The following is a 14,146-nucleotide window of genomic DNA, read 5'->3' on the forward strand; positions in this document are numbered from 1 at the left end:
GAGGAGAGATAATGAATACAACCTTAATTAACCTAACTCCAACTAAAGAACAAAGAAAATACCAGGAAGATGAACTAATCGCTTTTATAGATCTTGGCTTAAATATATTTGTAGCTAATTGTAATAATAGTGATGAAGCTCCTTCTATATTAAAGGAATATACTTCATTCGACACAGATAACTGGGCAGAAAACCTATTTAAATTTGGCTTTAAAAAAGTTATTTTACCAGCTAAACTTAATAATGGTTTATGTCTATGGCATAGCAAATGTTCAAAAATTAATATAAATGACTCCTATCTAGAAAATTTTAATGGAGATTTAGTAAAAGAAGTTAGTAAATCATGTAAGAAATTTGGTCTTAAATTTGGAATACATCTTACATTAAAAGATTATCTCAATTTAAATTATACTCCTGAAGAATATGATAATTATTACTTAGCACAAATAAAGGAACTTATGAGTAATTATGCTCCTATATGTGAGATTATTATGGACAAGACTTCCATTGATGAATCATATGATGAGCTTAATTTCGAAAAATATTACAATCTTATTAAAGAAATAAATCCTAAATGTATGGTTTCTAGTAAAATAGGCCCTGATGTTAGATACACTTATTACTCTAATGTTGAAACTATTAAAAACTCTTTCTACTCTTCTATAGAATTAGACCTTTTAAAAGAAAATTCTTATGATGAAAATGTTAGAAATGGAAACATTAATGGTGACACTTGGATTGTAGGTGAAAGTATCTATTCTTTAGCAGATTGCATAAATAATAAAAAAGATTCTATTGAAATCTTAAAGCATGTTTATAGAAATTCTCTAGGAAGAAACACAAACTTAATTTTAGTTTTAACTCCAGATATTAATGGAATGCTTAGTAGTAATGATGTCTCAACCCTTTCTAAGTTTTCTAAATATATAAAAGATACATTCTCTGAAAACCTAATTAAAGGGGCTTCCATCTTAGCAACAAATTCATCCTGTAGTGATAGCTATAATCTTATTGATGATTATAAAAAATCTTATTGGATAGCCAATGAAAATGCTTTCAATCCATATATAGAAATAGACTTTAAGAAAACTACAGAATTTAATATTTTAGAAATAAGGGAATGGATTGCTGAAGGACAAAACGTAGAAGAGTTTAAAATATATGCTTATAATAATGGTTGGTATGAACTTTATAATGGTTCTTCTATAGGATATAGACATATAGCTAAACTTAATAAAATTAAAACAGATAAAATAAAAATATCATTTACTAAGTATAAAAAACCACCTATGATAAATCATATAGGTGCATATATAGGATAAAAATTTTTAAGGGTCTCTTTTAAAATATAATAAGGTTCTGTTTTAAGAGAGTATTGATTTTAGCTGTCCCATAAGACCTACTTAATTTTAAGTGAAAATCAAAATTCTAAATTTTGTATATTAAACTTATACTCTATAATCAACACTAGCTTAAAACAGAACCCAAATAAAAATTACAAACAATATGAAAAGCATATATAGATAAACCTTAGAATTAAAATTATTGCGTAGAAAAATTAAAGTGTATAAAGTTGTATTAAGAATAAAATTCCATTAAAATTAATCTTGTGATATAAATTAAAATACTTTTTAATTAATGGAGGAAAATTACAATGAATATAGCTTATGATTTTATTTTCACCCTATTACTTGCCTTTGTGTTTGTAATGATGAAAAAATACATAATAGCTCTTATTGTTGTGGCAATATATGCTTTTTATAAATACAATAAGAAAAAACCTTATCTTTTAGCTTATAAAGGTAACTTAGCTTTTAAAAATGGAGAAAGAGAACAAGCTTTAGAGCTTTATAAAAAATCTTGCTCATATAAAAATGTTAGCCCTAGCATTAGATTACAGTACGCTTATATTACTCTTTATTTAGGAAATCTTGAAGAAGCTTCTAAACTTTTAGAGGCTATAGGTTATGAAAAGCTACCTGAAAATTTAAGAGCATCTTATAAAATGACAGAATCACTTATAATTTGGAAAAAAGGTGACTTAAAGAAAGCTATAGAAAAGTTAAAAATTCTTCATACTGAATATGAAAATACTACTGTCTATGAAACATTAGGATACTTCTTAGTTTTAGATAAAGATTATGATGAAGCTTTAAAATATAATCTTTTAGCTTATGAATATGATGCTGATAACTCAGTTATTATAGATAACTTAGCTCAATCGTATTATTTTACAGGTGATAAATGTAAAGCAAAAGAGCTTTATGAAAAACTTTTTGATAGGGAGCCTAGTATGCCTGAACCATATTATTTTTACGGATTAATATTAAAAGATGAGGGTAATTTAGAAGGTGCCTTAGAATATCTAGACAAAGCACTAACAAAAAAAGAGTCTTATTTATCTGAATTAAAGAAAGACACTATAAGAGAAACAATAGCTAGTTTAAAGCTTTAAGTTAATAAAAATAGAGAATGTAGGGAAATTTGTTTTTACACAAATTTCCCTACATTCTCTTTAGAATTGATAAATTATACTAATAATTTTAGTTTATCAAATCATTTTTTATAGCATCTATAAGTTTTATTTGTTATTTTTATAATATTATTTATTTAGAGCTTTTTTAAATTTATCATCTATAAATTCTCTAGCTTCTTTAACATCTTTTCTATAATCTCCAGAACCTGTATACCAAAATTCTGTTACAAATCTTCTTACTCCCATATGAAAAGCTGTTTTTATGATCTTTTCAAAATTTACATGACCACTTCCAAATGGAATTTCTCTAAACTTACCTGGAACTGTTTCTTTAAGATGCACGGCCATTATATGCCCTTCACCCATTTTTAAATCTTCAATAGCATCCTTTTTATAACTCTTAGCTGCATTGGTTATATTTCCACAATCAGGATATACCCCTAAATATGGTGAATTTACCTTATTTACATAATTCATAGCTTTTTCTACAGTATTCATAAACTCTGTTTCCATTGTTTCAAAAGCTAATAATATTCCTGACCTTGCTGCCATCTCTGTAGCTTTTTTTAGGTTTTCGTAAAACAAAGCTCTTGTATTTTCATTTCCTTCATCATAATAAACATCATATCCAGCTAATTGAATTATTCTTATACCTAAATCATCTGCTAATTCAATAGCCTTTTCCATGATTTTCATACCACGATTTCTTGTAACTTCATCTTCACTTCCAAGAGGATATTTTCTATGACCACTTAAACACATAGTTCTTATTGGAACTCCAACCTCATACATAATATTAACAAGAACTTCTCTTTCTTCTTTAGTCATATCTAACCTTTTTAATTTTTCATCACTCTCATCTATACTAATCTCTACAAAATCAAAATTATTTTCCTTTGCACACTGAAGTTTTTCTCTCCATGTAAGTGTATTTGGCATAGCTTTTTCATATAATCCAACAAAATATTCCTTCATTTTATAATCAGCTCCTTTTCTTAAGCTCCTGTCTGTCCATAATAAGCATTAGGACCATGCTTTCTTGAAAAATGCTTATTTAACAAGTCCTCTGACATACTGTTTATATTTTGATTAGCCAATATTTCTGTATTGTATGCCATCATTGCAACTTCTTCTAATACAACAGCATTATGAACTGCTTCATGTGGATCTTTTCCCCAAGTAAATGGTCCATGATTTTTAACAAGTACTGCTGGTATACTATTTGGATTAATATCTTTAAACCTCTCAACTATTACCACCCCAGTATTATATTCATAATTTCCTTCAATCTCTTCTTTTGTCATATCCCTAGTGCAAGGTATTTCATCTGCAAAATAATCAGCCTGAGTTGTTCCATATGGTTTTATTCCTCTTCCTGCTTGTGCAAATATTGTTGCCCATCTTGAGTGAGTATGGACTATTCCCCCTATATTTTCAAAAGCTTTATAAAGTTTTAAGTGAGTATCTGTATCTGATGAAGGCTTGTACTTACCTTCAACTACATTCCCATCTAAATCAACTACAACCATATCTTCAGCTTTCATTAAATCATACTCCACTCCAGATGGTTTGATAACTACAAGTCCTTTTTCTCTATCTATACCTGAAACATTTCCCCAAGTAAAAGTTACTAAATTATATTTTGGCAAAAGCATATTAGCTTCATAAACTTCTTTTTTTAAGTTTTCTAACATAAATAAAAACCTCCTAAAAGCTATTAATTTAGTTGAGTATTGATTTATTTTTATCTTAAAATAACTCCCACTTAAAACAAATGCCTTCATTTTAAAAATTAATTAAATCAATACTCTTTAACACTCAAAATAACTATTAATCTGTTACTATGTATAAAGCTGCTTGTCCTAATTCTCTATTTGCAGATATTATAATATCTCTATCTTCTTCATTTATAACAGCCACATTACTTGGTCCAACACCAGACTCAATAACTACTGTATCAAACTTTAAATTTTCCTTGTCAGTACATTGAATATAAAATAAATCTTTATCACATCTTCTATATCCACCAATAATAGTTGGAACTCCTCTTAGCTTTCCACCCCAAACAACATGTCCAAAATCCATTTCTTTTGGATATTCATAAATAATCTTGTATTCATCTCCATACTTTTTACTTATTCTAAAATGCTTTCCATGGAATTCTTCAATTGTAACTAATTCATCTTCACCATCTTCATCTATATCAACAACAGCCACATCACTTGTTGGTCTATCCATTATTTTCTCAACTTTCCACTCTTCATTTTCATTTTGAGGTGGAATTACTCTAAATACACCTTCTTGTGAAGTTACTAATCCAATCATTTTTCCATCATATTCAGCTCTACAATATCCATGGTTTTTAGTTAATCCTTCTTTTATAACCTTAAGATTTATAGGTTCGTTTAAATCCTCTGGAATTTCTCCAACATAAATTTTACCTGGATCACTCCAATCCTCTTTAAACTTTTTACTATTACATAAAACAGCACCTAAGAAATATAATTTCCCATTTGCCTCTAATATGTCAAAACGATGTAAATATGGTAGTTTAAATAAAGTTTTAATTTTCCATTTTCCATCAACATATCTACCCCATACTATCTCAGCATCCTCTGATTGAAATGTTGGGAAAAATTTTTGGACTGCAAGGAAATCTCCATTTTTATTTGGTATAGGTATTATAGACATTGTTCCCCCTGGACCATCCCATACAGTTGACTGTTTAAAATTTTCTCCTTCATACATAAAACAAGGTCCTTCACCTTCTGTAGCTATAAGTATTTTTCTATCTCCATCAATTACTGTACTACTAGTTGCATAACATCTATGTAGATCTGTTAAAAATTTCTTTTCTATTTTCATCTTATTTTCCTCCACTCATAAATAAAAAATAAGTCCAATTTATAACATAGTACCTATCCCCTATAATAATAAGAGATAAGTACTACTTTAAATTTATATCTATTTGTTTACTATATTTTCAACAATTTTCTCTTCTATTTCTTTTTCTGATAAAAGATTCTTAAGACCTATAACTATAGTTCCTGAAGCCTTTGCTTTATCAAAATTTCCTTTTAATGCTTCTGAGCAAAATACTACATCATAACTTGAAGCCTCTGTTTTTGCTGCTCCTATACTTGTATGATGGATTGATACTGGGATATTTAGTTTTTTGAAAATTTTCTCTATTTTCATTTTTATAATTTGGCTTGATCCCATTCCATTTCCACATGCTGCTATTACTTTTAACATAAATATCTCCTCCTAAATTACACCAATTCTTTAATTTTATATTATTTAATTTTATCTAGTTTAAAATAAATTCTAACTAGATACTAATTTAAAACTAATTTTGAACTGCTTCTTTTTCTTTATCTTCTAGGTATCCTTCATAGTCTTCAACTAATTTAAAGTAACCTTTTTTATTTTTAAAATATTGAATTTGAGGTATTACAAGCATACCGATAATTGCTACTATTACTCCTATATAAGCTAATTTGTCCATTAAAACTCCAACTACTGGCCACAATGTATCCCAGTCAAAGTTTCCATGCCATCCTCCAAACTGAGCTAATCCAAAATAATAAGCTGCAAATGCTCCACCTAAAACCTGAATAATACCAGATATAAAAGGAATTATCATAGCTGCCTTTAATCCACCTTTTCTATTAGCAAATACAGCGAAAGTAGCATTATCAAAGAATAAAGGTACGAAGCCACTTATTATTAATACTGGACTTTGGAATACTACAAGTCCTATAATTGCTAAGAATTGTCCTAAAGCTCCAAATAAGAATCCAATTGTTACTGCGTTTGGGGATGTCCAAATCCATAAGTAGCTGCACAGTCTACAGCTGGAACTGAGCCTGGAAGTATTTTATTTGAAATACCTTGGAATGATTCAGTAAGTTCTGCAACGAACATTCTAACACCCATTTGTAATATGCTTAAATAAACTGCAAAATTAAGTGATTTTTCTAATATGTAAAATAAGAAATTTGTATTTTGATTAAATCCTTTATCAATTTTATGCATTAAATCTGGTCCAAGTATTCCCATAATTATTCCAAAGAATAAAGTCATTAATATACCAGTTGCCACAACGTTATCACTAAATATAGATAGGAATCCTGGAAGTTCTAAATCTTCAATACTTTTCTTACTATTTCCTACTTTTCCAGCAATCTTATCTGTTATCCAAACACCAAGCATTTGTTGATGTCCAATGGCAAATCCACCACCTTCGGTAAGATCTTGACATGGTTCAACAGTAAGATTTGAAAATACTGCCCAATATGTACCTAATAATAATCCTAACATTACTACTACTCCCATATTACTTAAATTTGGGAAGCAGTAAAATACTAACCATAAAGCTGTTGCTGATTGTTGTACCATTACGTGCCCAGTAATAAATACTGTACGAACTTTTGTAAATTTTCTAAGTAATACAAGTACTAAATTAAATAAAAATGCTATAAGTAAAACTACCATCATCATCGAAAACGATTTACCTATACTTCCTATAGCCTCCTGTGCTGCAGTTTGTCCAAAATAAGGATCTATAACTGCTGCTTGTAGATTAAATCTATCTTTAAGACCTGCAAGTATAGGGCGGAAGTTACTAACAAGCCCACCTGCTGCAACATTTAAAATTAAATAACCAACTGTTGCCTTTATAAATCCTGCTAATGCATCATAGAAAGGTCTTTTAAGTAATAAATAACCAATAAGAACTATAAATCCAATAAAAAATGCAGGTTTTGTTAGAATATTATTCTGGAAAAACTCCCAAATATAGATTATAAAATCCATAATATTTATCCTCCTATTATCTCTTTTATTATTCATTTTAAGAACTTATTAAAATTCAATTTATTATTACTATTTAATTTATAACTTTTACAAATTAAATTTTTCCAAAATTATTATATATTTATAGATTCTACAGTACTTTAATTATTCTTTACCTACTAAAGCACTGTAGAAACTTTAGTATATTATTTATACTAATTTTTTAAGATCCTCAACTGAATTAGCTTTTAAAAGTTTATCTACTGTCTCTTCATTAGAAATAAGTTCTACAAGTTTTGTAAGATTTTTCAAATGAATATCATTATCTACAGATGCTAAGATAAAGAATAATTGAGCATCATATTCTTCCCCTTCTCCAAAGCTAACAGGTGTATTCGTTTTCATAAAACATATAGCTGTTTCATTAACTCCATGTCCTTCTTGTGCATGTGGTATTGCTATTTTTGGAGCAATTACTATGTATGGACCATGTTTTTTTATACTTTTTATTATTAAATCTGCATATTCTTTTTCAATAACTTTTTCATTTTCTAAAGGAGCGCATGCAGCTTTCACTGCATCCTCCCAATTATCAAAACCTTCATGAAAAGAATATCTTCCTTTTTCTATTAATTCCTCTAACATGTCAATCCCCTCCATTCTTTTAATTCTATAAGAATGAATTATATGGTAAGTTTATATCTACTGAGAAACAATCATCAAATCCTCTTGGATAATGATATTCTCTCTTATCTTTATCTTCTGGGAATGTGAATTTTCCACCAACTTGCCATATAAATGGTTTGAATTTATATTGTAATCTATATTTTTTCATATCATATAATGCTAATATTTCATGTGTATCAGCTTGGAAATTTGACCATATATCATGATGGAATGGTATAATAACTTGTGTATTTAAAGCTTCTGCCATTCTTAAAATATCAACTGATGTCATTTTATCTGTAATTCCTCTTGGATTTTCTCCATATGAACCTAAAGCAACATCTATCTTATAATCATTTCCATGTTTAGCATAGTAATTTGAATAATGTGAGTCTCCACTATGATATAAGTTTCCACCAGGAGTTTGGATTAAATAGTTAACTGCTTTATAATTCATATCTACTGGCATTTTTCCTCTTAAATCTCCTTCAGGAGGTGCTGTTATTAATGCTGTTCTATCAAAAGACTCTAAAGCATGTAACTCTATATCTTTTATTTTTATTACGTCACCAGGTTTAACAACTATACATCTTTCTTTTGGCACTCCCCATCCTATCCATTTATCTACACAAGCCTGAGGTCCTATAAATGGAACATCTTGTGAACAATTCTTAAGAACTGCGGCAGCAACATTTATATCCATATGATCGTTGTGATCATGTGTTGATATTATTGCATCTACGTTTTTTATAGCAAATGGATCTAAAACAAATGGTGCTACTCTTAAATTAGGTTGTAATTTCTTACCTCCACACATTCTTGCCATTTGATGCTCTGGATTTATGTATGGATTTTTTTTAGTCTTTTTACCACTTCCACACCAAAAATCTATACAAATATTAGTATTTCCTTGAGTTTTTAACCAAATCCCTGTACATCCTAGCCACCACATAGAAAATGTTCCCGGTTTAACAACTTCATTTTCTATTTCTTCATTTAACCAAGTTCCCCATTCTGGAAATGTATTTAATATCCATGATTCTCTTGTTATTTCATTTACTGTACTCATTACCTACCCCTCCATTATGATCGTTTTGAACGTTTTTTTATTTTAATAATCACTTTATGATTCAATTATATATTGTAATTGTTTTCTTTTCAAGTGTTTTTTGTTTAAAATATCAAAAAAACACATTTTAAATGTTCTTTTTCTAGTTTATTGTTCTTTTATTGTTCTTTCAATGTTTTTTTATAGTTATTTGATTGATTTACAAACATTTTTTCTGTACAATTATTATAAAAAGAGATTTATATTTTATAATATAATTTTAAAAATTCTAATTTTTTACACAATTTATAATTTTAGATTTATAATAATCATCAAGATATATAAATTAAGTATTATTAATTATCAAAATTTTAAGGAGAACTTATAATGAAAAATGCAAAAGGATTTGTTTTTAAAAGACAACAAGCAATTTTAAAGTATCTAAATGAAAATAAATTTGCTAGAACAGAAGATTTGGCTAAATTATTAGATACATCAAATATTACTATAAGAAGAGATTTTAAAAATCTCGAAAAAGAAGGAGTTATAAGAAGAAAATACGGTGGAGCAGAACTTATAGATGGTGCTTTAAATGAAGATCCTTATTTTAAAGAAAATAATGAAGAAATAACTAAAATCAAATCATCAATAGCAAAAAAGGCTTCAGAATTTATAGAAGATGGAGATAGTATTTTTATAAACTCTAGTTCCACAGCTATAAAAATTTTAGAATATATAGAGGATAAACGAGTTTTAGTAATAACAAACAACGGAAAAGTTTTAGGTATGAATTTATCTCCAAAAGTTGAGGTAATACTTACTGGTGGAGAAGTTTACGGAAGAAAACAGTCAATGGTAGGTGATATAGCTGTTCAAATAATTTCAAAAATAACTGCAACAAAATGTTTTATGGGTGTTAGTGGCATAAATGTTAACACTGGTATAAGCACATCAGTTTTACAAGAAACAGCTATTAATATGAAAATGTTAGAAAACTGTAATGGCCCAACATTCATCTTAGCCGACAGTTCAAAAGTTGGAATACATCATAATTTTTCTAGTGGAGATATTTCAAAAGTTAACTATTTAATAACAAATAAATCTTCTAAGGAAAAAGAAATAAAAGAACTTGAAGATGTTGGTGTTAAAACAATATTTGCTTAATATAAACTCTATATTTAATAGAAATAAAAAATATTACTGGAAAACTTTTAAAATCAAATGCGATTTTAAATTTCCAGTAATATTTTTATTCTTAATTCTAAGTTATTATGGTATCTAAACACCCATTTTTAATTGAAATTTCTTTTAATTTATTCATATATTCATCATCTAGGCTTTTTCTACTAAAAACTTCAATACCTTCGTCTCTAACTCCAAACTGTCTATATTTTATAAGCTTATACCTACATTTATCCTTAATTATGTTAGATATTTCTTTTACTATTTTTTCACTATCTAACATGGGGGCTACAACAGTTCTAACTTCGTACATTTTATTTAAGCTTAATATTTTTTCTAAATTTTCTAAAACTAGTTTATTTGATTCTCCCGTTAGCCATATACTCTCTTCCTCATCAATAGACTTAATATCAAGCATAAACTTATCTGTTAAATCTATAAGTTTATCATTTAACTTAGTACTACCATTTGTATCTACAAAGCATGTTAAGCCCATTTTTTTAACCTCTTTAAAAAGTTCTATTAAAAAATCAGAATTCAATGTACATTCTCCACCACTTACAGTTATTCCTCTTATAAAAAATCTATCTTTTTCTATCTTTTTTACAAGCTCTTCAATAGAATAATCCTTTGTTTTAGGTGATGATAAGTTTTCACAAATTTTTATACACTTATCACAATTTATGCATTCTTCATCATCCCAAATAACTTTTCCATTCTTTATTGATAAGGCGCCTACTTCACAATTTTCAACACACTTTCCACAATTTAAACACATATTTATTGTTTCAGGATTATGGCAATAAAGACATTTAAAATTACATCCTTGAAAAAATATAACCATCCTATTTCCTGGTCCATCAACACAAGAAAATGGAATTATTTTATTTACTAAAGCCATAATATCACTTACCTTCTAATCTTTCTTTCAAAAGCATGGCAGTTATTTTTTGCCCCCATAGCAAAGATATCTGTATTGTTTAAAACAGCTTCTCCCCTTTCAAGCTTTTCAACTTCTGAACGTTTTGCTAAATATCCTGTGACCCTTACAACATCTGCTCCACTTCCATAAACTGATATATATCTTATTCCAGTATTAAATGCCCCTTTAACTATATCAACTAAAGCTTCTGGATGCTCATTATACGTATCCTCAAAAACAAATATATCTCCAATTCCATTGTAAAAATATTTATGAAATGGTGCTGACTGAACTATATGATTAAATATTTCTGGCTCTTCTCCCACAGGTATTCTACATCCTGGAGATACCATTTGATCTAAATCTATTCCAACTTGAGCATGAAGAACATGGTGTCCTCCAAAACAATCAACATATTTAGCCTTATGATTAGTTACAACTTCATTTAATTTCTCTATTATTTTTAAACCTAATTTATTAGCTTCCTCTGAATATCCAAATCTTTCATTTTGCTTTTCTGCTTTAAGTAATTTATTTACAGCCTCAGCAAGTCCAACTACACCAAACATTCCTGTAAATAATTCCTTTCTAATAAATCCTTCTTTCACTAAAAAATTAGAAGTGAAAAACTGAGTTTCCTCAACTAAAAATCTTACTCTCTCATCAATATATGAAAGCATCTTTCTACTTACATATGGTAATACATTGTTTAAGAAATCATCTACTGATTCTGCCTTATTAGCTGCTTCATTTAATTTTATTCTCACAAGGGTGTATCCACCCCCTCCAATATAAAAACCATTATAACAACTTGCTATGGCATATCTATCAGTGCCAAAACTTTCAACATCCATTTTATGATTTGCAAAACTTGGCTTAGCTGTGCTTAAAGCAACCTTTGCACAAAGATTTATAAAATCTTCTAAAGTATTTTCCATATCATATTTCATAGTTAAATTAGGTACAGCACACTGAAGTTCATCCATAGATTCTAATATTAATCTTCCTGCCACTGTTTCTCTTGGTCCTATATTAGCATGGACAAAAGAATCAGTTAGCGTCCTATCTATATGTTGCAAAAATAACTTAATAGCTTTTTTAGCCTCATTCTCATCTTCTATAAATGGATCTAAAAGTTCATCTAAGTTTCCTAAGTAAACAGGAAATGATGTTATAGAAGGTACATGCTTATAAAAAATCAATAAATTGTTTGTTGCTTCCCATATATCCTCTGGAACTGAAAGATTTAGAAAATCACATCCTTCTCTCATAAGCAAGGAATAATCAGGAATTATGTATCTTGGTCTAAATGGTGCATTTCCCTCAAATAATGTACATATGACTCCATCTTCTATTAGTTTTTTTGTCTCCTCATCAACATTTAAAACCTCAATTGTATTCTCTGCATAAGCAGCTAGACTTTTAACTTGTTGATGATATGTCAATGAATTATCTTTTAATATCTCTAAGACTCTATCCATATTTTTCCCTCCCATTAAAACATATATACAAGCTAATTATATGCTCTTTTCGAAATCGTGTACATATATATTTATACAAAATTTAGTCACCTAAAAACAATTATTACATTAATAATTTTAAAATACCTATTAAAAACAAGAAAAAGCTATTAATATAAGAAAATATCAATAGCTTTTTAATTTATTTAATTTGATTATTTAATTCATCAACAGTTATGGTTTTACATCCTCTTTCTTTTAATGCTGAAAGGACTTTAGTTATAGGGGAATTCTCTGAAATCTCAAAAATTTCATCGTTATTTTTATCTTTATTTTTATCTTTTATACTTCCTAAAAATTTATATGGATGTATAAAAAAGGCTGTAAGAAGTAAATCGCTTGAAGATTTTATCCTACTTGCAACAGCTTGTCCATCATCTTTCACATACCCTAAAGGAGCAGGAATATATAAAGTTGATTTATTACTTAAACTAACTAAAGGATTTAGATTCCAATACCCTGCATAAGGTTCAAACATTACTGGAAAATAATTTTCTATTATTTTTTGTTGTTTTCTATCAGCCTTATAGTGAGGACTTTCAAAAAATCCTATAGGTATATTTAAAGTATTTGCTGTTTTTAAAGCTGAATCAATAATATTTTCAACATCTTTTTTATTATTATTAACATTCCACTTTAACTCTACACCAATTCCACTTATTTCATTATTATGTTGGTGAGTATATCCATGTAATCCAATTACTGCCCCTCTATTTATTAAATAATCTAGCATATTTATAAAATGAACATTTTCAAAATCATTATTTTTAAGTAAATCATTATCAATATTCTTTTCAGGATTTATATATCTAGGTATCCAAGCTATATGAGAAACAATATTATTAGCTTTAAAATAATCTCCTATATACTTCATTTTTTCCATGTTATTATCATCAGAAAATACTCCACCTGCAGATACATCCTCAAATCTTATTAAAGCTGCTTTTCCATTATTGACTTTATATAATGGTCTTATATTATCCTCATCATTCTTATTAAATAAATATATTGACTTACTTTCTTTGTACCAATCATCTTTCAAATCTAATAGTTCATTCATATCATTTAATGATATGTAATCTTCATGATTTATATTTAATATTTCTCCCCTAAGCTTTAATATATCATTACCCTTATGAATTTCATTATTGGACAAATCTATATAACTTCCATTGTATTCATTAAATAATTTGTTATCTTTTTTAATAACTTTTCCTATTTTTTTCACATCTTCTAATGAAATATAATATCTTAAGTTTTTTTCATAAAGTTTATTTTTTAAATTTATCTTTTTATCATTTATAAAAATATTTACCCCACTTACTTTAATTACTGGTCTATTTTTTTCACCTTCTACAAGAACATATTTTCTTTCTTTTCTTTCAATATTAGAATCATAACTTAGTTTATTATTATTAACCTCTATATGAGTAATAGCATATTTTCTAAACTTAATTATTTTAAATGCTATACCTAGAATAATAACTAATAAAATAATGCCAATTATTGAAAATATCTTCTTTTTCACTTTTCTA

General features: G+C 27.8%; 12 protein-coding genes and 1 pseudogene. 3 read left to right on the forward strand and 10 right to left on the reverse strand.

The window, feature by feature from the left end:
- Nucleotides 1-11: 11 nt before the first annotated feature.
- On the forward strand, nucleotides 12-1,322 hold the full coding sequence (locus Q1K13_RS05740; RefSeq protein WP_300348400.1) for an alpha-L-fucosidase: 1,311 nt from the start codon (nucleotides 12-14) through the stop codon (nucleotides 1,320-1,322).
- Between the two features lie 332 nt (nucleotides 1,323-1,654).
- A complete protein-coding gene (locus Q1K13_RS05745) occupies nucleotides 1,655-2,455 on the forward strand; it encodes a tetratricopeptide repeat protein (RefSeq protein ID WP_300348402.1) in 801 nt (266 codons plus the stop codon).
- Between the two features lie 147 nt (nucleotides 2,456-2,602).
- Here the strand turns inward: Q1K13_RS05745 and Q1K13_RS05750 are convergent, their stop codons facing one another.
- The 7 genes and pseudogenes from Q1K13_RS05750 to ulaG all read right to left on the reverse strand — a co-directional run bounded on the left by Q1K13_RS05750 (nucleotide 2,603) and on the right by ulaG (nucleotide 9,008).
- Nucleotides 2,603-3,451, reverse strand: coding sequence for an L-ribulose-5-phosphate 3-epimerase (locus Q1K13_RS05750; protein WP_300348404.1), 849 nt, complete (start codon nucleotides 3,449-3,451; stop codon nucleotides 2,603-2,605).
- Between the two features lie 20 nt (nucleotides 3,452-3,471).
- Nucleotides 3,472-4,170 (reverse strand): L-ribulose-5-phosphate 4-epimerase, encoded by a 699-nt coding sequence (gene araD, locus Q1K13_RS05755; protein WP_300348406.1) that lies wholly within the window; start codon nucleotides 4,168-4,170, stop codon nucleotides 3,472-3,474.
- Between the two features lie 136 nt (nucleotides 4,171-4,306).
- Entirely contained in the window at nucleotides 4,307-5,341 is a 1,035-nt protein-coding gene (locus Q1K13_RS05760) for a hypothetical protein (protein WP_300348408.1), read from the reverse strand.
- Between the two features lie 99 nt (nucleotides 5,342-5,440).
- Nucleotides 5,441-5,731: a PTS sugar transporter subunit IIB gene (locus tag Q1K13_RS05765; RefSeq protein ID WP_300348409.1), complete on the reverse strand. Its 291-nt coding sequence runs from the start codon at nucleotides 5,729-5,731 to the stop codon at nucleotides 5,441-5,443.
- Nucleotides 5,732-5,825: 94 nt separating this feature from the next.
- A pseudogene (ulaA, locus tag Q1K13_RS05770) lies at nucleotides 5,826-7,294 on the reverse strand (PTS ascorbate transporter subunit IIC).
- Nucleotides 7,295-7,483: 189 nt separating this feature from the next.
- On the reverse strand, nucleotides 7,484-7,918 hold the full coding sequence (locus Q1K13_RS05775; RefSeq protein WP_300348410.1) for a PTS sugar transporter subunit IIA: 435 nt from the start codon (nucleotides 7,916-7,918) through the stop codon (nucleotides 7,484-7,486).
- A gap of 25 nt (nucleotides 7,919-7,943) precedes the next feature.
- The gene (gene ulaG / locus Q1K13_RS05780) at nucleotides 7,944-9,008 is read right to left on the reverse strand and encodes an L-ascorbate 6-phosphate lactonase (RefSeq protein WP_300348411.1); all 1,065 of its coding nucleotides are present in this window, start codon (nucleotides 9,006-9,008) and stop codon (nucleotides 7,944-7,946) included.
- A 366-nt stretch (nucleotides 9,009-9,374) separates the two neighbouring features.
- Between ulaG and Q1K13_RS05785 the strand changes: the two genes are divergently transcribed.
- The gene (locus tag Q1K13_RS05785; RefSeq protein WP_300348413.1) at nucleotides 9,375-10,151 is read left to right on the forward strand and encodes a DeoR/GlpR family DNA-binding transcription regulator; all 777 of its coding nucleotides are present in this window, start codon (nucleotides 9,375-9,377) and stop codon (nucleotides 10,149-10,151) included.
- Nucleotides 10,152-10,248: 97 nt separating this feature from the next.
- On the opposite strand, the gene Q1K13_RS05790 is transcribed toward Q1K13_RS05785, so the two are convergent.
- The 3 genes from Q1K13_RS05790 to Q1K13_RS05800 all read right to left on the reverse strand — a co-directional run bounded on the left by Q1K13_RS05790 (nucleotide 10,249) and on the right by Q1K13_RS05800 (nucleotide 14,139).
- A complete protein-coding gene (locus tag Q1K13_RS05790) occupies nucleotides 10,249-11,070 on the reverse strand; it encodes a YjjW family glycine radical enzyme activase (protein ID WP_300348414.1) in 822 nt (273 codons plus the stop codon).
- An 8-nt stretch (nucleotides 11,071-11,078) separates the two neighbouring features.
- Nucleotides 11,079-12,572 (reverse strand): YjjI family glycine radical enzyme, encoded by a 1,494-nt coding sequence (locus Q1K13_RS05795; protein ID WP_300348416.1) that lies wholly within the window; start codon nucleotides 12,570-12,572, stop codon nucleotides 11,079-11,081.
- A 181-nt stretch (nucleotides 12,573-12,753) separates the two neighbouring features.
- On the reverse strand, nucleotides 12,754-14,139 hold the full coding sequence (locus Q1K13_RS05800; RefSeq protein ID WP_300348417.1) for a DUF2334 domain-containing protein: 1,386 nt from the start codon (nucleotides 14,137-14,139) through the stop codon (nucleotides 12,754-12,756).
- Nucleotides 14,140-14,146: the final 7 nt, after the last annotated feature.

Source organism: Clostridium sp., assembly GCF_029267215.1.
Classification (GTDB): Bacteria; Bacillota; Clostridia; order Clostridiales; family Clostridiaceae; genus Sarcina.